Source organism: Paenibacillus nicotianae, from assembly GCF_042681745.1.
Lineage (GTDB): Bacteria > Bacillota > Bacilli > Paenibacillales > Paenibacillaceae > Saccharibacillus > Saccharibacillus nicotianae.
The window spans coordinates 2,632,366-2,655,761 of record NZ_JBHUGF010000010.1 but is presented as its reverse complement, the minus strand read 5'-3'; the positions used below and the strand labels follow the sequence as shown (position 1 = coordinate 2,655,761).

The window sequence follows — 23,396 nt, the reverse complement described above, 5'->3', positions numbered from 1 at the left end:
CAAGAACAGCCAGCATAGTCATCGCCCATTTATACAAAACAAGGCTAATATAAAAGTTATTGTTTTTGCCTATTTTGGCGCTTCAATAGTAATGTTCCCATGAATCCTAAAGACAATCCGTATAACAAATGACCTGCTAACCAGTAACCGTAAGCGACGATATCTGTAATCTCTGGAACTCGATCCGACATCAATGTTAACGGAATAAATAAAAGAGAAGAAGCAACACCAATATATATACCGTACTTCCAAGGATGTGGCGATATTCGAATCCATAGACTATAGATCCAAGCAATAATGATCGCTACGAAAAGGTGTAAAGCAAATTCAATCGGTTCAGGCAACCGCTCTGGCAAAAAAGGAACAAAATCTATATTCAATAAAAGTGTATAGACTAACGAACCGGTGACATATTGAATCCATTTCAAAAAGAATCCTAAAACAAAACCGCTGATCAAACCCAATAATAATCCATACATACATTCAACTATCCATATGCGTTGCTGCTTTATAGTCAAAACCTCATTTCCTTAGCGCTTGGAATCAACAGCGCAACTTAGTCTGATCAAATAAACAATGATAGTTACAAAGAAAAATATGTTGCTGTAGTGCTTACCATTATATGATTTACTCGAAATTGATCTAAGGAAAAAATGTCTACTGAATAGACTTGAAAAGATAAAATAAACTGTATTTTTACAAAACTAAATACGCAACTTCCTTTTCGTTATAGCCAGTTTGGGTATAAATAAGGATGAAGTTAAATAACGTTCTGGCAAACTTCTCAAACAAGTGTTACAATGGTTGAAGGCTAATAAGTCAAATTGAAAGACTCAAGAGGATTTATTTCATTTGCAACTTTGCTAAGATCTGATATTCAGATGAAATATAATCTCAAGCACCTCGCTTTACCAAGAAGAATGAGGAGGATTAACATGACTGACAAGAAACAAGAGCAAGAACAAAGTATAAGCAAAGCAGAGAACTCCAACGTGGATAATCTGGCGATTTCAACAATCCGTACGCTTTCCATCGATGCTATCGAAAAAGCGAATTCTGGACATCCTGGTATGCCGATGGGTTCTGCACCAATGGGCTACCAATTATTTGCAAAAACAATGACACATAACCCGGCTAATCCTACTTGGATCAACCGTGACCGTTTTGTACTTTCTGCTGGACATGGTTCTATGCTATTGTACAGCTTGCTACACCTTTCCGGCTATGGCTTGGAAATGGACGAAATCAAACAGTTCCGTCAATGGGGCAGTAAAACTCCAGGTCACCCTGAGTTTGGTCATACTGTTGGTGTTGATGCTACAACTGGACCTCTAGGTCAAGGTGTAGGTATGGCTGTAGGTATGGCGATTGCTGAAGCTCATTTGGCAGCGACTTACAACAAAGGTAACTTCAATGTAGTCGACCACTTCACATATGCTATCTGTGGTGATGGCGATATGATGGAAGGCGTTTCTAGTGAAGCAGCTTCTATGGCTGGTCATATGAAATTGGGTAAATTGATCATGATGTACGATTCCAATGATATTACATTGGATGGTAAAGCTGGTCTTTCTTTCTCTGAAAATGTAGAAGACCGTTATAAAGCTTATGGATGGCAAGTGATTCGTGTAGAAGACGGTAACGATCTTCCTGCACTTGCGGCTGCTTTGGAAGAAGCAAAAGCTGATCTTTCTCGTCCAACATTGATCGAAGTAAAAACAGTGATCGGTTATGGTAGCCCGAACAAACAAGGTATCGGCGGTCACGGTGGTACTCATGGTTCTCCGCTAGGTTCTGCTGAAGCGAAATTGACTAAAGCAGCTTACGAGTGGACTTATGAAGAAGATTTCTACGTACCAGACGAAGTTCGTGAACATTTCGCTAAAGTAAAAGAGCGTGGTGTAGAAGCGAACAATGCATGGAACGAGAAATTTGCTGAATACAAAAAAGCTAACCCTGAGCTAGCTGCTCAATTCGAAACCGTTATTGCTGGCGAATTAAGCGAAGGTTGGGATAAAGAACTTCCTCATTACACTACAGAAGACAAAGCAGTTTCGACTCGTGTAGCTTCTGGTAATGCGTTGAATGGTCTAATCAATGGTGTTCCTCAATTAGCAGGCGGTTCTGCTGACCTTGAGAGTTCAACAATGACTCACTTGAACGGTTTGGATAGCTTTACTCCTGAAAGTTATGCTGGTCGTAACATTTATTACGGAGTACGTGAATTCGGTATGGCTGCGGCAATGAACGGTATTGCTCTTCATACAGGCGTTAAAATCTTCGGTGGTACATTCTTCGTATTTACAGATTACTTGCGTCCTGCTGTACGTTTGGCTGCTCTTATGGGCTTGCCTGTAACGTATGTATTGACTCATGATAGTATTGCTGTTGGTGAAGATGGTCCTACCCACGAACCGATCGAGCAATTGGCTTCTCTACGCATTATTCCAGGTTTGACAGTGATTCGTCCTGCTGATGGTAACGAAACATCTGCTGCTTGGGCTCATGCTATGGAAAACCAAAAAGGTCCTATCGCGCTTGTATTGACTCGTCAAAACTTGCCGATCTTGGAAGGTACTGTAGAACATTCTCGTCAAAACATCAAAAAAGGTGCTTATGTGGTATCTGATGCTAAAGCGGGACAACCAGTAGCACAATTGATTGCAACAGGTTCTGAAGTACAATTGGCTGTTCGTGCTCAAGAAGCATTAGCATCTGAAGGTATCGAAGTACGTGTTATCAGTATGCCAAGCTGGGAATTGTTCGAACAACAAGACCAAGCTTACAAAGATTCTGTATTGTTGCCTGATGTTAAACCACGTCTTGCTATCGAAATGGCTCAAACTTTCGGTTGGGAACGTTATGTGGGTGACAAAGGTGGAATCATCGGAATTACAACTTTCGGTGCTTCGGCTCCAGGAGATCGCGTAATGGCTGAATATGGCTTTACTGTTGAGAACGTTGTTCAACATGTTAAAGGTCTATTGTCTAAATAATTATAAAGTACTGTTAAAGGTGCAGAAGTTGGCAAAGCGCCATTTCTGCACCTTTTTATAACTATTTTCAGGTCTATATTTCAAATGATGAGCAGGGGAGCGGTCTGAATCTATGACGCAATTAGAACAGGTTACAGTAATCAAAGAAGCTAATATTTATTATGAAGGCAAAGTAACAAGTCGTGCTGTGATTTTGCCAGATGGTAGCAAAATTACGTTAGGGATTATGTTGCCAGGCTCTTATGAATTTGGTACAGATCAACACGAAACGATGGAAATTCTGTCGGGCGAACTTCGTGTCCTGTTACCAGATACCGAAGAATGGTTAGATATTAAAGGACAGGCTACATTTGAAGTGCCTGCTCATACAAAGTTCAAACTTGAGATTGCTGTTGTCACTGATTACTGTTGCTCTTATGCTTAATGATTGTAGGTAGCATAAAAAAATAGCAGCAAAAAAAGGCAAGCTCATCAGTATAAATCATACTGAGAACTTACCCTTTTCATACCTAATCAAGCGATCTATCACCTGTGCGATACATCATGCGAAAGACAATGAAATACCGTTATACTGTACTATGAATATCGGATTACAGTTCTTTGCCGTTGATCGTTTGCCCGATCCATTCTTCATAGCATTTAGCGATAACTGAAAGATCGTCATCACCATATCCTTTGGTTTGCCCGATCTGGAACATACTTTTTGCCAGATTTAGCATTGGTGAAGGTACACCGTTGGTATCGTTAAGCACAGAGGCGAGTTTGAGGTCTTTGAGCATTAATGCGAGTGAAAATTGGTTGGTATAATCACCATCGATAATTTTTTGACCTTTGAGTTCAGCAGTGCGACTTCCAGCCGCGCCCATACGTACCAGTTCATAAAAAGCCGATGGATCGATACCGCCTTTAGCGGCTACAGCAAAAGCTTCAGCAAGAGCTACCGTATGAATACCTACAATTGTATTATGAGCCAATTTGGCAGTTGCACCGCTACCGTTAGCGCCCATCGGAATCACTTTGCGACCTAGTGTCTCAAATACATCTTGATGAGCGTCGATAACGTGTGGGTCACCGCCAACCATAAATACAAGTGTTCCATCAATAGCAGCAGGTTCGCTACCGGTTACAGGAGCATCTAGAAATTGACCGCCTTTGTCTGTAATCGAAGTGGACAGTTGTTTTACTAAAGATGGAGAAATGGTACTGCAATCCATAACCGTTAATCCGTTTTGGACAGCTTGTAAAATACCATCTTCACCTTCGTACACATCAACAATCGAAGCATCATCGCTAATGATTGTGATGACCATATCTTGATCTGTCGCTGCTTCGCGCGGAGTATGTACTTGATGGGCTCCTTGCTGAACTAGAGATTCTGCTTTGGATGCTGTACGATTGTATACAGTTAAGGTATAACCTGCTTTGAGCAGATTGGCTGCCATAGGTAGACCCATCGTGCCGAGGCCAATAAATCCAATTTTTTTCATCGCTTGATTTCCTCCATATCGTAAGTGAGTTAGAACATCTATACTTATCCATTTAGTGTAGCATGTTCACTAGCATATTGGGTATGGGACCGTATTATAATTTATTTTGGGAGGGTAACAATATTATGGCTAAAACAGTTAAATTTGATTACAGTAACGCTCTTTCTTTTGTCGCTCAACACGAAGTGGATTATTTTGCAGAGCCGATTCGTTTGGCTCACGAACAATTGCATAACGGCACAGGCGCAGGTTCTGATTTCTTAGGATGGATTGATTTGCCTACAGCTTACGATAAAGAAGAATTTGCTCGCATTCAAAAAGCAGCAACAAAAATCCAAAGCGACTCCGAAGTATTGATCGTTATCGGTATCGGTGGTTCGTACTTGGGTGCTCGTGCAGCGATCGAAATGTTAACTCATTCGTTCTACAACACACTACCTAAAGACAAACGCAAAACACCTGAAATTTATTTCGCAGGTAACAATATCAGTTCTACGTATGTAAACCAATTGCTTGAAAATATTGAAGGTAAAGATTTCTCTGTCAATGTTATCTCCAAATCAGGTACAACAACAGAGCCAGCGATTGCTTTCCGTATTTTCCGCGCAGAACTAGAGAAAAAATATGGTAAAGAAGAAGCCAAAAAACGCATCTATGCAACAACTGACCGCGCAAAAGGCGCTTTGAAAACATTGGCTGATGCAGAAGGTTACGAAACATTCGTGATTCCTGATGATGTCGGTGGACGTTACTCTGTATTGACTCCTGTAGGATTGTTGCCTATCGCGACAGCAGGTATCAATATTGAAGAAATGATGCAAGGTGCAGCAGATGCAGCGAAAGAATACAGCAATCCTAATGTTGCTGAAAACGAAAGCTACCAATATGCAGCAGTACGTAACGCTTTGTACCGCAAAGGTAAAGCGATTGAGATTTTGGTAAACTATGAGCCTTCCTTGCACTTCGTATCTGAATGGTGGAAACAACTATTCGGCGAAAGTGAAGGTAAAGACTTCAAAGGTATTTTCCCGGCAGCAGTTGATTTCTCTACAGACTTACACTCTATGGGTCAATTTATCCAAGATGGTAGCCGTAACATTTTCGAAACCGTAGTACAAGTTGAAAATGTAGCTAGCCATATTACGATCGAATCTGATCCAGATGACTTGGATGGTTTGAACTTCTTAACAGGCAAAACACTTGATTTTGTAAACAAAAAAGCATTCCAGGGTACACTACTTGCACATACTGATGGTCAAGTACCTAACTTGATTGTAAATATCGAAGATCAAACACCATATTCTTTCGGATACCTTGTGTATTTCTTTGAAAAAGCTTGCGGAATTAGCGGTTACTTGTCAGGTGTAAATCCATTTGACCAAGAAGGCGTAGAAGCTTACAAAAAGAATATGTTTGCATTGCTAGGTAAACCAGGATTTGAAAAACAAAAAGCAGAACTTGAAGCAAGACTTTCCGAATAAGTCACTTTAAGTTAAAATAGAATAAATCAATACGGGAAAGCAGTTCTTTGACAGTGATGTCAGGGAACTGCTTTCTTGATACTTAAATATAGTGTATTATATCTTTGGAAACACAAGTGGTATTCTGTATTACATATTGTTGGCATGATCGCAGAATAGTATAGTGTCTAATGAATAAAGTGGGGATAACATGGATAAACCGGAACGGTATCGTACAGTCAAGCAAGAAGGTGTCAAAGAAATCGTGATTAAAAAATCTCGTTTTCTAGGGCATGTGATGCCTGTACAAACTGAAGAAGAAGCGATCGCTTTTATAGAGCGAATTAAAAAGCAACACTGGAATGCGACTCATAATTGCTCTGCTTATTTGATTGGTTCACGCGCAGAGATCCAACGTCAATCAGACGATGGAGAACCAAGCGGTACAGCAGGTAAGCCGATCTTAGAAGTGATCAAAAATCAACAACTTCAAGATGTAGTGATAGTAGTTACTCGTTATTTTGGAGGGATTATGTTAGGCGCAGGAGGACTGATTCGTGCGTATACAGACGGCGCTGTAGCAGCGATTGAAGCAGGAGAAGCAATTACTCGTATACTTCATCAAGAAGTTGCAGTAGAATTGGATTACACCTGGCTCGGCAAAGTAGAAAATGAATTGCGAAATCGCGGTATTCGCACAGCCGAGACTGATTTTACCGATAAAGTGATTATGAACTGCTTACCTGTAGCCAGTGAAGCCGAAGCATTTAAAGCATGGATCACTGATATTACACAGGGACAATCTGTGATCACTGAAGGTGAACAGCGTTACTTTATCGAAGCTGCATTTTGAATCAGACTATGCAAAATGCTTGAAGGAGAATCGTAATCATGGCACGAAGAGCGGTAGAACAAGAATTATCCAGAGAAAGAATTCTCGAAGCTGCCAGACATCTGTTCGTCACCAAAGGATATCGGGCAATTTCAATGCGGAGTATTGGTCAACATTTGGGGTATAGTCATGGTTCGTTGTATTATCATTTTAAAGAAAAAGCAGAATTGTTTTATGCGATTGTGATGGAAGATTTTGATCATCTGTGTGTGTTGTTTAGAGAGGTCAAAGACAAACCTGAACATGGAGAATGGAGCAAAGTAGAACTTTTGTTGATCGAATTTATTCGGTTCGGTCTGGATAATGCACATCAGTATGAAATTATGTTTATGACACGAGATGAAGAATTGCTAAGTTATTGTCGTGCAGAACAAGCACGATGTTTTGATTTATTTGCTTCTATCATCCGTCAATCTATGAACACTTCCACTCATACCGTTGAAGCAATGAATACTGTGCCACTTAGTTTATTTTTATCGATTCATGGTTTTATTTCGTATTATATTCAAGATCGTGTTGGATATGATGAAATTAAGCCGGCTGTTATTGCCCATGTCAAGACATTATGTCGTGTACTGTGAAGGGACAATACAATGATTGCTGATACCAATAAGAATCAGGTAAATGATTCAGCGCCAGTAAAAGTAGGTTTGTACACTTTAAGACTTTCCCTTGTCAAAACGGTAATTCCCTATAGCAAGTTAGCACATACCTATAGAGTTCTCACCGATGACAGAGCAACAATGTATAATGCCAAAAGGCGATTTATCCACAATATAGATATGGATAGATCGCCTTTTGCAATTAACCGGCTATAATTTTGACCATATATTCACGCTTGCGCGGGCCATCGAATTCACAGAAATAAATTCCTTGCCAGCGTCCAAGTAGCATACGACCTTCTTGAATAATAACAGTTTGTGAAGGGCCAGTGGTGATCGACTTTAGATGAGAAGCAGTATTGCCTTCCATATGACGGTATTTTGGATGCTCCCATGGATAGACTTCATCGAGTCGCATAATTACATCGTGTTTGACATCAGGATCGGCATTTTCATTAATCGCTATCCCTGCTGTAGTGTGCGGACAATAAATCACTACAATTCCTTCTTGTACCCCGCTTTGCGTAATTAAAGAAGACACATCACGCGTAATATCTCTCATTTCATCACGTTTACTTGTGGAAATTGGCAATGTATACAGCATCATTATTCCTTCTTTCTTTGCTTTTTTTCAAATTGGATATTCAGCGGTTATTATTTTACATAAATAGACAAAATATTGCGAAAATAGATTCAAAATCAGATCACAAAATAAATCACTATCTACTTCTTTATTACCCATTTTGTACGAAATGCTTATCATATCAATAGATTTGAGACTATTAACCATTTTGACAAAAAGTACTCTTTTAATTGACGTTAGGTATAACAATTTGCTAAAGTATTGCTAAGATTTAAAGCCGAGTATACTAATAGGAAATAAAGGTTAAAGCAAAGGAGTCGTATCGTGAATCGTACATTGCTGCGTCATAAAGGATGGACTTGGGGATTTCGCTCTACCGTATTATTGTATTTTCTACTATTGATTGTACTACCGATTGCAGGAGTGTATGTGAACTCATTTTCAGAAGGTTGGGCAGCATTTGTACAGAATATCAGTGATCCTATAGCATGGAAAGCTGTTTTGTTAACATTAAAATTAGCGCTGATTGCGACGTTGATTAATGTGTTGATCGGTACAATGTCTGCTTGGGTATTGGTGCGTTATGATTTTGCAGGAAAATCTTTATTAAATAGTATTGTAGATTTGCCATTTGCTTTACCGACTGCTGTCGGAGGATTGATGATTCTCGTCTTGTTAGGGCCGAACAGTTGGATGGGCAAATTAGCAGATACTTTAGGCTTTCAGTTCGTATTTCATCAACCAGCGATTATTATAGCGATGGTATTTGTTACTTTTCCATTTGTGATTCGGGCGATCCAGCCATTGTTGGAAGAGATCGATCATTCGGCAGAAGAAGCTTCTTATACATTAGGCGCTTCTAAACGAGATACATTTTTTCGAGTCATTCTACCATCAATGACACCCGGCATTATAAGTGGAGCGATGCTAGCTTTTTCAAGAGCACTGGCTGAATTTGGAGCTGTTGTTCTAGTAGCCGGTAATATTCCAGGGCGTACGCTTACCGCTTCTGTATATATTTTTGGCGAAGTAGAAAGTGATAATGAAGCAGGAGCAGCCGCTGTATCGGTTATTTTATTAACATTATCCTTTCTTATTCTTTGGCTGATTAATGCAGTACAGACAAGGAGAGCACGCTAATGAGAAAATATTGGATTCCACTCACATGGATCGTTTTTAGCATCTTGATTTTGATTCCTTTAGCTGTACTGGCAACAGGAGCTTTTGATAAAGGAACCAGTGGATTTATCGATGCGTTAAGTCGTCCTGAAGCCAGACATGCATTGATGATGACAGGGTTTATCGTTATTGTGGTTACGATTTTAAATGGAATTTTTGGGATTATGATGGGTATTTATCTGGTGCGGGGAACATGGCTAAGTCGTAGAGTGAGACAATTGTTCAATAGTATCGTCGATCTCCCTTATGCTGTTTCACCGGTTATCGGTGGATTGATGATTGTATTATTACTAGGGCCGGATACGGTGATTGGTACATTTTTTGAACAGATTGGATTTAAAGTAGTCTATGCATTTCCCGGAATGGTGATTGCAACACTATTTGTAACGTTCCCATTAATGGTGCGTGAAGTCATGCCGGTTCTACAAGAATTAGGAAATGATCAAGAAGAAGCAGCTTCTACATTAGGCGCTTATAGTTGGACAACGTTTTGGAAAGTCACTTGGCCTTCAATTCGCTGGGCTGTGATTTACGGTACGATTTTGACCGTTGCACGTTCTCTGGGTGAATTTGGAGCAGTATTGGTCGTGTCAGGCAATATTATTAACAAAACACAAACAGCAACTACGCTGGTGTATCAAGATATGGAGAACTTCAATGTCACTGCTGCTAATGGAGTTGCTCTGGTGTTGGCTGTATTTTCTGTAGGATTATTATTGTTAATGGAACGCGCCAAGAAGAGAAAGGGAGTGCACTGATTATGCATCTGGAAGTTCGTAACCTGGATAAGCATTTTGGACAATTTCACGCTGTACAAGACGTTAGCTTCAACGTACAAAAAGGGCATCTGATCGGATTGTTAGGACCAAGTGGTGGAGGAAAAACATCTATTCTGCGTATGCTAGCTGGACTCGAATCACCGGATAGTGGAGATATTATTTTTCATGGACAGAAAGTAAATCAATTACCTCCACAAGAACGTGAGATTGGTTTTGTTTTTCAAAACTATGCGCTATTCAAACATATGACGGTATTTGATAATATTGCTTTCGGTCTTACAGTGAAAAAAATGAAAAAGGCTGCAATCAAAGAACGTGTACATGAATTAGTGGAACTGACAGGGTTAGCAGGATTTGAACATCGCTATCCGCATCAGTTATCTGGTGGACAACGACAACGGGTTGCTTTTGCCAGAGCTCTTGCGCCTGAACCTCAATTATTATTGCTTGATGAGCCGTTTGCTGCGATTGATGCTAAGATTCGGCAAGAATTACGTACATGGCTACGTGAATTGATTGAACGTGTCGGCATTACATCGATTTTTGTGACTCATGATCAAGATGAAGCGATCGAAGTAGCCGATGAGATTATGATTATTAACGGCGGACGATTAGAGCAAAAAGGAACTCCGTGGGATATTTACAAGCAACCTTCTACCCCTTTTGTCGCTTCCTTTATCGGAGAATCAACGATTGTAGATGAAGTCTCTTTGCTCAAAGGATTTGATCATGAGCAGTCTCATCCAGGTATTCATGCATTGATTCGTCCAGAATATATTGAAGTGGGACATGCTAGTGAATTCCCATTATTATCTGCTACCGAAACAGGAACAGTAAAACATCTTCATTTCCGGGGAAGTCAGTGGTTGGTCGAAGTACAGGTGGGTCAGAATTCGTTGATCACGTATCGTTCACTGGAAAAAGAAACATTAGAAATTGGACAATCGGTACATGTGATGGTGCATCGGGCATATCTATTCAATGATCAAGAAAGTTGGATTGCAGAAAACCGTCTTAAAAATGATACGTTATCGATGTTTATTTAACTACAACAGCAATATGAGTATGGTCTGTGAACGCGGGAAAGGAAGGGATTGGGCTTGAAGAACAATCGCTTGAGAATGTCTGTGATCCGTAGTCGTTTGGTGCTGACTTTACTGCTTATCATGAGTGTAGTCTTGTCAGCGTGTAGCCATCAAGCAGAAACAGATTCTACAGCTTCAGCTAGTGCTGTTTCCAATGATGGCAAAGATATTACTTTAGTGATTGGTGCGTATAGTGTAGCCAAAGATGCTGTAGGTGAGATTTTACCCAAGTTTCAAGCAGAATGGAAAGCCAAAACAGGACAAAATGTAAAATTTCAAGAATCGTATGAAGCTTCAGGTACACAAGCCAGAGCGATTGCAGGTGGATTTGAAGCAGATGTTACCTTGCTATCATTAGAAGGCGATATTGATAAATTAGTCAAAGCCGGACTGGTCAAAGATACATGGAGAGATGAACCGCACAAAGGGATGATTACGCGTTCTATCGTTGTATTAGGTACACGCGAAGGCAATCCTCTGGGTATTCATAACTTTAATGATCTCACCAAGCCTGGCGTAAAAGTGTTATATCCTAATCCCAAAACTTCCGGTGGTGCTCAGTGGGATATTAATGCGATCTATGGTGCCGGTCTGAAGCAATCTGAACGGGATGAAGGAAAAAAAGATCCTGCGGCGGCCAAAGCTTTTTTACAAGCTGTTCATCAAAATGTCGAGTCATTGGATAAAAGTGGACGTGCCTCGATGGCGGCATTTGAATACGGTGTAGGTGACGTGATTGTAACGTATGAAAATGAATTACTTGCACGAATGGCACAAGGAGCTAAGTACGAAGTTGTTATCCCTGACGATACGATTCTGATCGAAAATCCAGCGGCAGTTGTAGATCGATATGTAGATGAACATGGAACACGCAAAGTGGCTGAAGCATTTCTTGCTTATTTATGGACACCAGAAGCTCAAGAAATATTTGCAAAGCATGGATTCCGTCCTGTGAATGAGCAAGTGATGGCAAAACACGTAAGTGAGTATCCTACGCCAAAAGGATTATTTGATATTAACTATTTGGGCGGATGGAGTGAAGTACGTAAAAATCTATATTCTAGTCGTGGAATATGGTATCAGGTGCTAGCTGGTATATAAAATAACATAACTAGATGTTATTGGGTGTAAAATCAAAAAACTTCTTTACGTGAAGCCAATTTCACGCTTAAAGAAGTTTTTTTGTGGGTAAAAGCAGAACAAGACCTAAATACCTTACCTTTTTAACTAAGTCAAAGGTCACGATTCATATGTCGAAAGATATAAGAAAATGATATAATGAACGATATTAGACGGCAACGCTCAAGGAGAGAACATAAGAATGAACGGACGAGTAGATCGATTAACATTTTTGGGAACAGGCGATGCAATGGGCGTGCCGAGAGTATATTGTGAGTGTGAAGTATGTGAAGAAGCACGTAGTGGCGGAATGAATCGGAGGTTACGATCTTCTGTGCTGGTGGAAGGAATTGAAGGAGACTTTTTGTTAGATTGTGGGCCTGACTGGCGAACACAGATGGAAATGATTAATCGTCGTGCAGATATTACAGATGTGATTGTCACTCATGCACATTTTGATCATATCGGAGGTTTGCCCGAATGGGCAGATGCTTGTCGCTGGCAACAATTAAAAGGTCGTTTATTTGCGCCACAAGAAGTGCTGGATGCTATCAGCAAGCAATTTCCATGGATAAATAGTTATATTGAATTTATAGCGAACGATCAGGGTATGGAATTGAATGGTTGGAGTATTACTCCCTGGAAAGTACATCATGGACACAATGGGTACTCGTATGCTTATCGTTTTGAAAAAAATGATTTTGCCTGGGTATACTGCTCGGATGCTATTGGACTTGATGAAGAACAGAAAAAGCCGCTGCATATGTTAGATTTATTGATTTTAGGAACAAGCTTTGTTCGTGAAGAAGCAGAATATCATACTCGCTCTGTCTATGATATGTATGAAGCTGCTGAACTGATCGATGAAGTGGTTCCTTCGGAAACGATCTATACCCATATGTCTCATCACGTCGATTTGCGTGAAGATCTGAATTTGGCTGCAAGTGTTAGTATTGCTCGCACAGGAATGACTGTAGATTTAGGCAATTATTCTTCATTATTGTCTGAATAAGAGTATGAAATAGAAGTAAACATATAAGCGAAATATGATAAACCGGTAGATTGTTGACCGGTTTATTTGTATTTTTATGATCATTATTTAGAATAAAACAGAAATTTACAACCAATTAGTGTAGGATTGTGTAGTTTTACATAGGTGTAGTTTAAGATTATATAAAATGTAAGTATAACTAACAGAAGAAATATAGGATATACTATTTATGGAATTTTAAGGGGGAATATGATGATTACCTTCCATGAAGTTAACAAGTTTTATGGAGATTTTCAAGTGCTGACTGGAATTAATCTTCATGTCAAACAAGGAGAAGTGGTTGTTGTACTCGGGCCTTCTGGTTCTGGTAAAAGCACAATGCTACGATGTATCAATCGTCTTGAAGATACCAGTAGCGGACAATTAACAGTGAACAATGTAAGAGTAGATGACCGCAAAACAGATCTCAATAAGCTTCGTCGTAAAATTGGGATGGTATTCCAACATTTTAACCTGTATCCTCATAAAAAAGTAATCGATAATATTACACTGGCTCCTATCAAAGCATTAGGTGTATCCAAAGCAGAAGCCGCGGAGACTGCAATGTATTATTTAGAAAAAGTAGGCATTGCCGAAAAAGCTAATGCGTACCCTTCGCAATTATCTGGTGGACAACAGCAACGTGTTGCTATCGCTAGAGGACTTGCTGTCAAACCTGAAATTATGTTATTTGATGAACCGACTTCTGCTTTAGACCCTGAGATGGTCGGTGAAGTACTTGATGTTATGAAAGCACTCGCTAGAGAAGGGATGACGATGGTTGTCGTTACTCATGAAATGGGATTTGCCCGCGAAGTCGCAGACCGCGTGATCTTTATGGATCAAGGCAAAATTGTAGAAGAAGCTACACCTGAAGAGTTCTTCTCCAATCCAAAAGAAGAACGTGCACAGTTGTTCTTGAGTCGCTTATTAAATCACTAACTTCTTATCTTTATAGTTCACTAATAACACATAGAAAAGGGGATTTACTTATGAAAAATCAGAAAAGATATACTATGAAAAAACTAGCCATGTTGTTAGCTTGTATGGTAGCTATTGTTACAGTACTCGGAGCATGTAGTGTAACCAAACCGACTTCCTCTTCTACAGCAAGTTCTAATGCTCTACTAGATCAAATTAAAGAACGCGATAAATTAATCGTAGGCGTCAAATATGATACTAAATTATTCGGTCTTAAAAACCCGTCTACAGGTGATGTAGAAGGATTCGATATCGATATGGCTCATGCACTAGCAAAAAGTATTTTAGGAGATGCTAGTAAAGTTGAATTCAAAGAAGTAACATCCAAAACACGTATCCCAATGCTTAACAATGGAGATATCGATATGGTTATCGCAACAATGACGATAACTGATGAGCGTAAAAAAGAAGTAGACTTCTCGGATGTCTATTTCCAAGCAGGACAATCTTTATTAGTGAAAAAAGGTAGCCCGATCAAAGGGATTGAAGATGTAACCGCAGATACAACAGTACTTGCTTCTAAAGGTGCAACATCGATCAAAAATATCGAAGAAAAAGTACCGGGTGTAACGGTATTGGAATTTGATAATTATCAGGATGCATTTAATGCACTTAAAGCAGGTAAAGGTGATGCTTTAACAACAGATGATGCGATTCTGTACGGTATGGCTGCGCAAGATCCAGGATATGAAGTTGTAGGTAAGCCATTTACAGATGAGCCTTACGGTATTGCTGTGAAAAAAGGCGAAACTAAAGTGGTGGAAGCAATCAATAAAGCGCTGACAGATATGAAAGCTGACAAATCTTACAATGAAATTTATAAAAAATGGATTGGTAAAGAGCCAACAACCTAAATCATGATCTCTTAAAGCGATCATTAGTAATGCATACAGAAGGTGGGCAACAGGCAATCGTTGCCTACCTTTTTGTTTGATGATGTATACACAGGCTAAGGAGGTACAGAATATATGTTGGACTTTTCAATTCTAACCGATTATTTTCCTTTGTATTTAGAAGGGTTTCTGAATACGATCAAAGCGAGTGTACTGGCTTTGATTGGTAGCTTTGTATTAGGAACGATTATTGCTATTTTTCGAATCAGTGGTGTGAAGCCATTGCAGTGGTTCGGTACAGCTTATGTTGAATTTATACGAAATATTCCTATTTTGATTGTTGTGTTGTTTTTCTCATGGGGGTTACCTTCGATTGGAGTTAAATTAGACGGGTTTGCCGCAGGAACATTAGGCTTAACAGTCTATACTTCGGCATTTATAGCAGAAGCGATTCGTGCAGGTATTCAATCGGTTCCCAAAGGACAATCCGAAGCAGCACGCTCTGCGGGGATGACGTATATTCAGACGATGATTCATGTGATTTTGCCACAAGCGATCAAATTAGTCATTCCACCGCTTAGTAATCAATTTATCAATTTGATCAAAAACTCTTCTGTACTTACGATTGTAGCGGGTCTCGATCTGATGTACTTCTCAGACAAAATCAGTAGCGAAACGTATGTCATTTTCAGTACTTATATTTTTGCAGCGATGTTCTATCTTGTACTGACCTTACCTATGAGTTACGGAGCATCTGTATTAGAACGTAAATGGGCGAAAAATTCATAAGCATTGAAATAGAATCTGCTATAACACAGAAATAAAAAGTAAGAGTCACAGGAACCAAAGGAGGGCAATTGATGGATTTCATAGGAGCATATTCACCGGATAACTTGCGCTTTCTTATGGAAGGGCTAAAAATAACACTTTTTGTTGCCTTTATCGCGATTATACTTAGCTTTGTGATTGGCTGTATTGTCGGAACGATTCGGTACGCTAGAGTACCTATTTTATCACCGATATTGATGGTTATTGTAGAAGTCTTGCGTAATTTGCCATTATTGCTTATTATTTTGTTTGTACAGTTTGGCTTGCCAGAGATTGGTATCAAAATGACGATCACCTTTGGAGCAATTGTAGCGTTAACTGCTTTTGAAGCTTCGATGATCTCGGAGATTGTACGTGCAGGTCTAACTTCAGTTCCTAAAGGGCAGGTAGAAGCAGCACGTTCTTCAGGGCTGACACAGATGCAAACGTTATGGCATATTGTATTACCACAAGGACTACGCAAAATGGTTCCACCATTAGTGAGTCAGTTTATTTCACTTCTCAAAGATACATCGTTAGCTGTTATTATTTCGCTAGCTGAATTGGTACACAATGCACAGATTATTATGGGACAAAATTCAAATTACCCTATTCCTATTCTGCTATTAATTGCTGTGATCTATTTTGTGATCAATTATGCACTATCGTTGATTTCCAAACGATTAGAAACAAAAACAGCCTAATATTCACTATTACGTGTACTGCAATATCACCGGTTTCCGCAGGGAAGCCGGTTTTTGGTATGTGAAATCAAGATTTGTAAGCAATTTGTAAAAGTATACAGCCTGAAAGGGAAAATATATGATACCATATAAACAATTTCAAAATACTTTTGATAAGCTAATCACAAAGGTAAAGTATTCGTTAGTAAATCAGCAAGTCGCAGCAGAAACCAGTTCCAGAGGAGCGGAAGGACGGATGGCGACTTTTTTTAAAAATGAAAAAATCCAGATGCTTACGGTAGCGATCGGCACAGCGGTAGCAGGAGAATTCAAAATCAATCCGGTACAAGGTGATTTGTTCCGTATAGGTCTGGGTGGTAGTGCTTTTCTATTGTTGATGTTATTGATGAATCGTCTGCCTTATTTGAAAACAGGGATATTTACTGCGTTGACTGTAGTTGTTTTTCGGATAATGTTAGACTTTATTGCTGCACCTCATTTATTTTCTATCGAAGAAAGTGGACGTGTGCATACATCAGCAGGGCTGTATTATATGACATTTGCGATTGGCATGTTTGTTATTCAAAGCCGGCTCACCCAGATGAATCTATTGCTATTAAGTGGAGTAACGGCGCTTATCGACTTTGCATCCAATACGGTAGAAATGATCTGTCGCTGGGGACTTACAGGGAGCGATATTATGATTCCAGCTACATGGGGCTATATTTTTCTAGTCGCTGTAATTCGTGGATTTTTTACGACTGGATTATATAGTAGTATTGCTGTCAGTCAGATTCGTGCGCTTCATAGTGAACAGAAAAAGCGAATGGAGCAGATGTTGGCTGTCAATGCCGGTTTATATGGTGAAGTGTTTTATTTACGCAAATCGATGGATACGATAGAGCATCTAACCAGTAGTAGTTATCGATTGTATACAGATATGAAGCGAGAAGGGCTAACAGAATACAGTCAACGGCAACTAAGTATTACCCAGGAAATACATGAGGTCAAAAAAGACTCGCAACGTATTGCCGCAGGGTTACTCAAATTATTTGATCAGAAATCGCAAAATGTATTGTCGCTGTTTGAAATTTTAGATTATACAATAAGAGGCAATCGCAAATATGCCACAATGTTAGAAAAGAAAGTAACATTTACCGCTCGCTTAGAAGTCAATTATAGTACTTCTGAATATATTCCTTTGCTTACGATATTGAACAATTTAACATCTAATGCGGTTGAAGCTTTGGACAATAGTGGGTCGATCGAAGTAAGTGTATGTGAACAAGGACAAGATACTGTACTAACTGTATGCGATTCCGGTAAAGGTATTGAGCAACAAGCAAGTGAATTGATTTTTGAACCTGGATTTACGACTAAATTTGCTCAAGGCGGAAGTGCTGCTACAGGGATAGGGCTTTCACATGTACATGATATTGTATCTTCGCTAGGAGGACGTATTCAATTACGAGAAGCAGATACGTCATTATGGAAAACAGTATTTGAAGTGAAATTACCAACAGTATTGTTGAAAAAGGGGGAATAAGATGGCTTTATCTTTTTGTATTGTAGATGATGATCCAGCAACTCGTGCGATGCTTGAAAATATCATCAAAGAAAGTCAGCTTGGGGAAGTGATTGGTACAGCACGAGGTGGTGAAGAAGGAACACGTATTATTTTGGAGACACATCCTGATGTGGTCTTGATCGATTGGTTAATGCCGGATCAAGATGGATTAGAAACGATTACACAATTGAAGCGTCAGGGCTATCATGGCAAATACGTGATGATCTCGCAGATTGAAAATCAAGAAATGGTCGGCGAGGCTTATCAATCCGGGATTGAATTTTTTATTCGCAAACCGATCAATCGGATAGAAGTCGAATCCGTACTCTCCCGGGTGAGTGAACATACCGAGATTAAGCATTATTTGAATGAACTCAAATCATCGTTATCCAAACTCGATACGCTTAGTCAGATATCACCTTATACATCTTCTTCCACATCAGTGCAGCCACGAACCGTAGATGATATGGTGCGTCCTATTTATATGAACCTAGGGATAGTTGGCGAATCCGGTTGTGGTGATCTGACAGCGATTATGGAAATTCTTTTGGAACAACAAGGCAAGCCTGGTTCATTTCCGCCACTTCGACAGTTGTATGAAGCCGCAGCGAGTCGTTACAAGCACACTCCACGCGAAGTCGATAAAGAAGCCAAAGCTATTGAGCAACGTATTAGACGTACAGTCACAACAGCGCTTAATCATTTAGCTTCGATAGGGCTGACCGATTACGGCAATCCCAAGTTTGAACATTATGCTCCGCTTTATTTTGACTTTGAAGATATTCGTGCCAAAATGAAAGAGATCGATGAAGAGCGAGATGATGGTAAAAGCAAAGTCAGTATTAAAAAGTTTTTGCAGGTGTTATATCTAGAAGCACTCGACCAGATGAAAAATAGATAATAGATTCGGATTAGTAACGATAGTAAGAAGTATAATCGTTCCCAAATCATCTCAATCCATTAAATTATCGCAAAAAAGCACCTTCCGAAGAGTATAGGATTATCTAGCACATATTATGCAGATGATCCTATACTCCTTGGCAAGGTGCTTCTTTATTAGATATCAAAGATTAATCAAGTGATTAAGCGTTAAGAATAAATTTCTCGATAACTTCTTTGACACCATCTTCATTATTGCTAGCCGAAATATAATCAGCGATATCTTTTAGCGGTTGAATCGCATTTCCCATCGCTACGCCTAGACCTGCTACTTCTAACATTTCATGATCATTCCAAGAATCCCCAACAGCGATAGCATTTTGTAGATCACAATTGAAATAATCGGCAAGGAAAGTTAGCGCAGCCCCTTTTGTTCCTTCTTTGTGCATGATTTCAAGGAATTGAGGTTTGGACTTGGTGATATGAACACTGTCGCCAAGCAGTTCACGTAAAATAGGTTGCAATTCATCTAAAAATGCAGGATCATCAATAATTAGCATTTTAGGAGTAGGTTGCTCAATCAATTTGTTGAAGTCTGGTTCGATATGGTACTGCGTACCGTTCAATGTGGCATAATCAATCAGATGTTGATTGACTTCACGAGCATATAATTTATCATCGATATACGTTTGCAAATGCAAATTGTGTTCGATGCAATATTCAAATAATTTACGAGCTGCTTCGATAGGTACATAACGCTCATACAATACTTTTTCATCCATCAAGTTTTTGACCAATGCTCCTTGATACGTAATAATCGGTACATTGAGCCCTGTTTGACGAGCGATCGCTTGAGCAGAAGCATAAGCACGACCTGTAGCGAGTGTTACAACTACATCTTTGGCTACAGCTTGTTCCAAAGCCGTCTGTGTAGCAGGTGTTACTTCTTTATCATCATTGATCAGTGTATCATCGATATCAATAGCAATTAATTTATACATGTAGGTAACTCTCCTTTTATCTATCTCATTCTAGTCTTGCAAAAATACCAATCCAACAAATTCCTCTAATTCGATATTACCAAAATAGTGCTTAATATCAGTATCAGCAAGTGCGGTCTGCACTGCACGTTCTTCATAACGCTGACCACGCAATTTATTTTCAATATCAGCTACGTCGCCTATACCGAAAAAGTCACCATAGATTTTGATCTCATGAATATGACCGTCTTTGATATCCATACGTAGATCAATAATACCTACAGGGAATTTACGAGTGTGCTTGATATTGGATTCAGGTGATTGACCATAGTTCCAATCCCAGTTACGGTAACGTTCCGCAGAGATTTCATGGATTTTTTTCCAATCGTCTTCTGTCAGTACATATTGAGGGACTTCTGAAGGTTCTACTCCGAAAATATGGCGTAAAATATCATCGCGGAATTGCTCCATCGTTAAAGGCTTCTCCAAAAACTCGGTGATATTGGCGACACGACTACGTACTGATTTGGTACTTTTGGATTTGAATTTCTCTGGATTAACTTTCAGAGCAGATTGCACATTATCCAGTTCAGAATCAAACATCAATGTACCATGACTGAACATCCGGCCACGCGTAGAAAATTGTGCATTACCTGAGATTTTGCGTTCACCGACTTGAAGATCATTACGTCCAGATAATTCAGCATTCACGCCAAATTGGTGCAATGCTTCAACGACTGGCTGAGTAAACTTACGGAAGTTGTGGAACGATTGACCATCATCTTTGGTCAAAAAGCTAAAACTTAAATTTCCTAAATCATGATAAACTGCGCCGCCACCGGAAAGACGACGTACGACATGAATATTATTGGCTTTTACATATTCAGCGTTGATCTCTTCGATCGTGTTCTGGTGCTTACCAATAATGATTGAGGGTTCATTAATATAAAAAAGCAGGTAGCTATCATCCATTGGCAAATGTTTCAGTACAAATTCTTCGATTGCCAGATTGATGGTTGGATCGTGAATGCCCTGATTATCAATAAAAAGCATGATTCTTCCTCCGTTTGTACTCATCATTAACAGGTTTTTATCAAAAATGATGATAAATCGTCTGCTTTCTTATTGTAAACCAAACAATAGGAAAATATAAGGGGGAAGGGGGTGAAGGAAAGGGGGGGCGGGGGGAGAGCTGCGGGGATCAGTTCTTCTTGTCGTCGCTGTTGTAAAGGAATCCCTTGAATAACCGCTTAGCGGTCGGGATTTCTTTACAAAGGCGAGCGCTTCGCTCTTTCAGAAGAATTGATCCCCTCCGCTGGGTATCGGCTGGGGGAGAAAACCTTCAACCCGGGGGGGGGAGGAGGGGGCAGAAAAGATAAGGTGGTACAGGGAGGGTTAGATGTGAATAGGTGGTGGGATCGAAGTGGGGGAAGTGTATTAGTTAGAAGAGAAAAAAGAAAAACAAAAAAGAGAGAAGATGGGGAATAGATATAGATATAGAAGTTTGACAAGCGGGTAGGATAGGGAAGTGAAAATAATAGGGATTTAGGTGGGGGGAAGAAGAGATAGGGGTGAGTGTGGTTTTTAAAAAAAAGACCAGTATAGCTGGATAGGCTATACTGGCTTGGGTTAAAGTGGATTGGTGAGTGTATGGGTGTTTCTAAGCTATCGTATAGAAACGGGTTAGATTTTGAATTTGCTAACGATGTTTTGTAGGGATAGGGCTTCGTTGTTGAGTTCGCGCATGATTTCGACGTAGGCTAACATTTCACCAGATTGGCGTTCAGCGTTTTTAGCGATTGCTTTGACGTTGGATAGGGATTTGTGAGTGATTTCGGCAGTTTCGTCAACCGAGGCACTCACTTCTTCAGAACCGGCTGAGATTTCTTGAGTTGCGGCTGAAGCAGATTGAACCGTTTGGTTCGCTAGTTGCATCATTTCGACAAAACGATTGAAAGCTTCGCCTGCTTGTTGTACTAACTCTGTTCCTGATTTGACTTCATTAGTCACGCTATCCATCGATTCAGTGGATTTTTGAGATTCTTGACGAATCGATTCGAGTGCTTCTTCGATCTCATACGTGGAAGCGCGAGATTGTTCAGCCAGCTTGCCTACTTCTTGAGCGACTACTGCGAAGCCACGACCATGTTCGCCTGCACGGGCAGCTTCAATCGAAGCATTAAGCGAAAGCATACGGATTTGTTTGGTGATATCGCTCATGGCGACAAGAATCTCACTGATCGATTCAGAACGTGCGATTAATGTTTGTACCGATAATTTGGTGTCTATGACTGCTTTTTCAACAGAACCCATCTGAGTGACTGCTTCTTGAGCCATTTGGTTACCGGTAATCGCGCTATCTGAAGCGTCACCGATCTGTTCTGAAATTTCAGCGGTAGATGAAGCGATATGCTGGATACCTGTTGTGATTTCTTCCATCGCTCGTGCATTTTCAGAAGTGGTATTGGCAATCATTTCACTACCAGATTCAATACTGGTTACCGATTGAACGGATTGATCGACCATATTTTGCATTTTGCTTAGGCGTGTAGTTAATGCTTCTGTGCCTACAGCGACTTTGTCTGAACTATCCAATACTTGATGCACCATAGTTCGCAAATTCTCAGTCATAAGACGGAATCCACGAGCCAATTGAGCAATTTCATCATTTCCTGTCATTTTGATCTCTTGTTGTAAGTTACCTTCTGCGACTAGACGAGTATGGCGAACCAGACGGGCAAGAGGAAGAGTGATTTTACGACTGAATTTGTAAGCCACCCATAGACATACAGCAAGAGCAACAATCGCTACAATAACCGTAGTCCATATTAAATTAGAAATAATACCATTTACAAAACTAGCATCCATACTAGCAGCAATGATTACTGAACTACCCGGTACACGATAATAATAAGTGACTGTAGAACCAGAATCAGTCTGATACAGATCTGTTAACAGTTTTCCATCAGTCATCGCTTTATTAATATTATCGCTTAGTGAAATTTCTTGTTTATCTTTAAAGTTTTTGGAGCTATTTGCTACTGCTTCGACAACAGCTTTATTGTCTTCAATGCGAAGCAAGTATAAGTTATCAAGTTGATAAGCTTGAAGTTGAGTTTCTAAGTATGTTTCAATCTTCATAATCTCGCCACTGTTGCCTTGTGCTGCTTGCATAGCTTGTGTATTATCCATTCCTTTAATAATACCATCCATAGCGATATTCAAGACCTGACGAAATTGAGGAACTACATTTTGATTGATTATTCTTTGAGTCATAAAGAAAAAGAAAAGACTGAGTACAATACAGACTGCTACAATAAGTGCAGCGAACGTCACCATAATTTTACGACTAATGAATTGATTGATTCTGAACATGCAAACTTACCCCTTCCCATCCTTAAAAGCAGTTACTCTTTTTTTTCATCAAAAGTAGATACATTATCTCTACAAACCA

Annotated in this window: 22 protein-coding genes; 16 read left to right on the top strand and 6 right to left on the bottom strand. The window is 39.7% G+C overall.

Annotation, left to right across the window (positions count from 1 at the left end; translation table 11 throughout):
* Positions 1–56: 56 nt before the first annotated feature.
* Positions 57–479: a hypothetical protein gene (locus ACFSGI_RS15895; RefSeq protein ID WP_204825687.1), complete on the bottom strand. Its 423-nt coding sequence runs from the start codon at positions 477–479 to the stop codon at positions 57–59.
* Positions 480–935: 456 nt separating this feature from the next.
* Between ACFSGI_RS15895 and tkt the strand changes: the two genes are divergently transcribed.
* Positions 936–2,996: a transketolase gene (tkt, locus tag ACFSGI_RS15890; protein ID WP_204825191.1), complete on the top strand. Its 2,061-nt coding sequence runs from the start codon at positions 936–938 to the stop codon at positions 2,994–2,996.
* A gap of 112 nt (positions 2,997–3,108) precedes the next feature.
* Positions 3,109–3,420, top strand: coding sequence for a pyrimidine/purine nucleoside phosphorylase (ppnP, locus tag ACFSGI_RS15885; protein ID WP_204825190.1), 312 nt, complete (start codon positions 3,109–3,111; stop codon positions 3,418–3,420).
* A gap of 166 nt (positions 3,421–3,586) precedes the next feature.
* Here the strand turns inward: ppnP and ACFSGI_RS15880 are convergent, their stop codons facing one another.
* Entirely contained in the window at positions 3,587–4,483 is an 897-nt protein-coding gene (locus ACFSGI_RS15880) for an NAD(P)-dependent oxidoreductase (protein WP_204825189.1), read from the bottom strand.
* Positions 4,484–4,608: 125 nt separating this feature from the next.
* Between ACFSGI_RS15880 and ACFSGI_RS15875 the strand changes: the two genes are divergently transcribed.
* From ACFSGI_RS15875 to ACFSGI_RS15865, 3 genes are all read left to right on the top strand, one after another.
* Complete coding sequence (locus ACFSGI_RS15875; protein ID WP_204825188.1) at positions 4,609–5,964, top strand: glucose-6-phosphate isomerase; 1,356 nt, start codon at positions 4,609–4,611, stop codon at positions 5,962–5,964.
* A 190-nt stretch (positions 5,965–6,154) separates the two neighbouring features.
* A complete protein-coding gene (locus tag ACFSGI_RS15870; protein WP_204825187.1) occupies positions 6,155–6,796 on the top strand; it encodes a YigZ family protein in 642 nt (213 codons plus the stop codon).
* 38 nt (positions 6,797–6,834) lie between these two features.
* Positions 6,835–7,416, top strand: a complete 582-nt coding sequence (locus ACFSGI_RS15865; protein ID WP_204825186.1) for a TetR/AcrR family transcriptional regulator — start codon at positions 6,835–6,837, stop codon at positions 7,414–7,416.
* 223 nt (positions 7,417–7,639) lie between these two features.
* Here the strand turns inward: ACFSGI_RS15865 and ACFSGI_RS15860 are convergent, their stop codons facing one another.
* On the bottom strand, positions 7,640–8,041 hold the full coding sequence (locus ACFSGI_RS15860; protein WP_204825185.1) for a secondary thiamine-phosphate synthase enzyme YjbQ: 402 nt from the start codon (positions 8,039–8,041) through the stop codon (positions 7,640–7,642).
* 303 nt (positions 8,042–8,344) lie between these two features.
* Between ACFSGI_RS15860 and cysT the strand changes: the two genes are divergently transcribed.
* From cysT to ACFSGI_RS15805, 11 genes are all read left to right on the top strand, one after another.
* Entirely contained in the window at positions 8,345–9,160 is an 816-nt protein-coding gene (gene cysT, locus ACFSGI_RS15855; protein ID WP_204825184.1) for a sulfate ABC transporter permease subunit CysT, read from the top strand.
* Entirely contained in the window at positions 9,160–9,957 is a 798-nt protein-coding gene (locus ACFSGI_RS15850) for a sulfate ABC transporter permease subunit (RefSeq protein ID WP_204825183.1), read from the top strand. The genes cysT and ACFSGI_RS15850 overlap by 1 nt, the downstream gene beginning before the upstream one ends.
* A 2-nt stretch (positions 9,958–9,959) precedes the next feature.
* Positions 9,960–11,024 carry a sulfate/molybdate ABC transporter ATP-binding protein gene (locus ACFSGI_RS15845; protein WP_204825182.1) on the top strand — a complete coding sequence of 355 codons (1,065 nt, stop codon included), beginning with the start codon at positions 9,960–9,962 and terminating at the stop codon, positions 11,022–11,024.
* Between the two features lie 75 nt (positions 11,025–11,099).
* Complete coding sequence (locus tag ACFSGI_RS15840; protein ID WP_204825686.1) at positions 11,100–12,164, top strand: sulfate ABC transporter substrate-binding protein; 1,065 nt, start codon at positions 11,100–11,102, stop codon at positions 12,162–12,164.
* A gap of 220 nt (positions 12,165–12,384) precedes the next feature.
* On the top strand, positions 12,385–13,194 hold the full coding sequence (locus ACFSGI_RS15835) for an MBL fold metallo-hydrolase (RefSeq protein ID WP_204825181.1): 810 nt from the start codon (positions 12,385–12,387) through the stop codon (positions 13,192–13,194).
* 231 nt (positions 13,195–13,425) lie between these two features.
* Positions 13,426–14,154 carry an amino acid ABC transporter ATP-binding protein gene (locus ACFSGI_RS15830; RefSeq protein WP_204825180.1) on the top strand — a complete coding sequence of 243 codons (729 nt, stop codon included), beginning with the start codon at positions 13,426–13,428 and terminating at the stop codon, positions 14,152–14,154.
* A gap of 50 nt (positions 14,155–14,204) precedes the next feature.
* Complete coding sequence (locus ACFSGI_RS15825; RefSeq protein WP_379283635.1) at positions 14,205–15,047, top strand: glutamate ABC transporter substrate-binding protein; 843 nt, start codon at positions 14,205–14,207, stop codon at positions 15,045–15,047.
* 114 nt (positions 15,048–15,161) lie between these two features.
* Positions 15,162–15,815 carry an amino acid ABC transporter permease gene (locus tag ACFSGI_RS15820; RefSeq protein WP_204825179.1) on the top strand — a complete coding sequence of 218 codons (654 nt, stop codon included), beginning with the start codon at positions 15,162–15,164 and terminating at the stop codon, positions 15,813–15,815.
* 71 nt (positions 15,816–15,886) lie between these two features.
* A complete protein-coding gene (locus ACFSGI_RS15815; RefSeq protein ID WP_204825178.1) occupies positions 15,887–16,537 on the top strand; it encodes an amino acid ABC transporter permease in 651 nt (216 codons plus the stop codon).
* A 118-nt stretch (positions 16,538–16,655) separates the two neighbouring features.
* Positions 16,656–18,062: a sensor histidine kinase gene (locus ACFSGI_RS15810; protein ID WP_379283632.1), complete on the top strand. Its 1,407-nt coding sequence runs from the start codon at positions 16,656–16,658 to the stop codon at positions 18,060–18,062.
* 1 nt (position 18,063) lies between these two features.
* A complete protein-coding gene (locus ACFSGI_RS15805) occupies positions 18,064–18,984 on the top strand; it encodes a response regulator (protein ID WP_204825177.1) in 921 nt (306 codons plus the stop codon).
* Between the two features lie 181 nt (positions 18,985–19,165).
* On the opposite strand, the gene ACFSGI_RS15800 is transcribed toward ACFSGI_RS15805, so the two are convergent.
* The 3 genes from ACFSGI_RS15800 to ACFSGI_RS15790 form a co-directional block, all read right to left on the bottom strand.
* A complete protein-coding gene (locus tag ACFSGI_RS15800; RefSeq protein WP_204825176.1) occupies positions 19,166–19,963 on the bottom strand; it encodes a Cof-type HAD-IIB family hydrolase in 798 nt (265 codons plus the stop codon).
* Positions 19,964–19,993: 30 nt separating this feature from the next.
* Entirely contained in the window at positions 19,994–20,995 is a 1,002-nt protein-coding gene (locus tag ACFSGI_RS15795; RefSeq protein WP_204825175.1) for a lipoate--protein ligase, read from the bottom strand.
* 630 nt (positions 20,996–21,625) lie between these two features.
* Positions 21,626–23,317 carry a methyl-accepting chemotaxis protein gene (locus ACFSGI_RS15790; protein WP_204825174.1) on the bottom strand — a complete coding sequence of 564 codons (1,692 nt, stop codon included), beginning with the start codon at positions 23,315–23,317 and terminating at the stop codon, positions 21,626–21,628.
* Between the last annotated feature and the right edge of the window lie 79 nt (positions 23,318–23,396).

Bases quoted from the DNA above. Each gene is read 5' to 3' on its own strand.
- ACFSGI_RS15805 (WP_204825177.1), top strand. From the start codon at position 18,064: ATGGCTTTATCTTTTTGTATTGTAGATGATGATCCAGCAACTCGTGCG.
- ACFSGI_RS15800 (WP_204825176.1), bottom strand. From the start codon at position 19,963: ATGTATAAATTAATTGCTATTGATATCGATGATACACTGATCAATGAT.
- ACFSGI_RS15865 (WP_204825186.1), top strand. From the start codon at position 6,835: ATGGCACGAAGAGCGGTAGAACAAGAATTATCCAGAGAAAGAATTCTC.
- ACFSGI_RS15850 (WP_204825183.1), top strand. From the start codon at position 9,160: ATGAGAAAATATTGGATTCCACTCACATGGATCGTTTTTAGCATCTTG.
- ACFSGI_RS15820 (WP_204825179.1), top strand. From the start codon at position 15,162: ATGTTGGACTTTTCAATTCTAACCGATTATTTTCCTTTGTATTTAGAA.
- ACFSGI_RS15795 (WP_204825175.1), bottom strand. From the start codon at position 20,995: ATGCTTTTTATTGATAATCAGGGCATTCACGATCCAACCATCAATCTG.
- ACFSGI_RS15790 (WP_204825174.1), bottom strand. From the start codon at position 23,317: ATGTTCAGAATCAATCAATTCATTAGTCGTAAAATTATGGTGACGTTC.
- ACFSGI_RS15810 (WP_379283632.1), top strand. From the start codon at position 16,656: ATGATACCATATAAACAATTTCAAAATACTTTTGATAAGCTAATCACA.
- ACFSGI_RS15815 (WP_204825178.1), top strand. From the start codon at position 15,887: ATGGATTTCATAGGAGCATATTCACCGGATAACTTGCGCTTTCTTATG.
- ACFSGI_RS15830 (WP_204825180.1), top strand. From the start codon at position 13,426: ATGATTACCTTCCATGAAGTTAACAAGTTTTATGGAGATTTTCAAGTG.
- ACFSGI_RS15870 (WP_204825187.1), top strand. From the start codon at position 6,155: ATGGATAAACCGGAACGGTATCGTACAGTCAAGCAAGAAGGTGTCAAA.
- ACFSGI_RS15860 (WP_204825185.1), bottom strand. From the start codon at position 8,041: ATGCTGTATACATTGCCAATTTCCACAAGTAAACGTGATGAAATGAGA.
- ACFSGI_RS15895 (WP_204825687.1), bottom strand. From the start codon at position 479: ATGTATGGATTATTATTGGGTTTGATCAGCGGTTTTGTTTTAGGATTC.
- ppnP (WP_204825190.1), top strand. From the start codon at position 3,109: ATGACGCAATTAGAACAGGTTACAGTAATCAAAGAAGCTAATATTTAT.
- ACFSGI_RS15825 (WP_379283635.1), top strand. From the start codon at position 14,205: ATGAAAAATCAGAAAAGATATACTATGAAAAAACTAGCCATGTTGTTA.
- ACFSGI_RS15845 (WP_204825182.1), top strand. From the start codon at position 9,960: ATGCATCTGGAAGTTCGTAACCTGGATAAGCATTTTGGACAATTTCAC.
- ACFSGI_RS15875 (WP_204825188.1), top strand. From the start codon at position 4,609: ATGGCTAAAACAGTTAAATTTGATTACAGTAACGCTCTTTCTTTTGTC.
- tkt (WP_204825191.1), top strand. From the start codon at position 936: ATGACTGACAAGAAACAAGAGCAAGAACAAAGTATAAGCAAAGCAGAG.
- ACFSGI_RS15840 (WP_204825686.1), top strand. From the start codon at position 11,100: ATGTCTGTGATCCGTAGTCGTTTGGTGCTGACTTTACTGCTTATCATG.
- ACFSGI_RS15835 (WP_204825181.1), top strand. From the start codon at position 12,385: ATGAACGGACGAGTAGATCGATTAACATTTTTGGGAACAGGCGATGCA.
- ACFSGI_RS15880 (WP_204825189.1), bottom strand. From the start codon at position 4,483: ATGAAAAAAATTGGATTTATTGGCCTCGGCACGATGGGTCTACCTATG.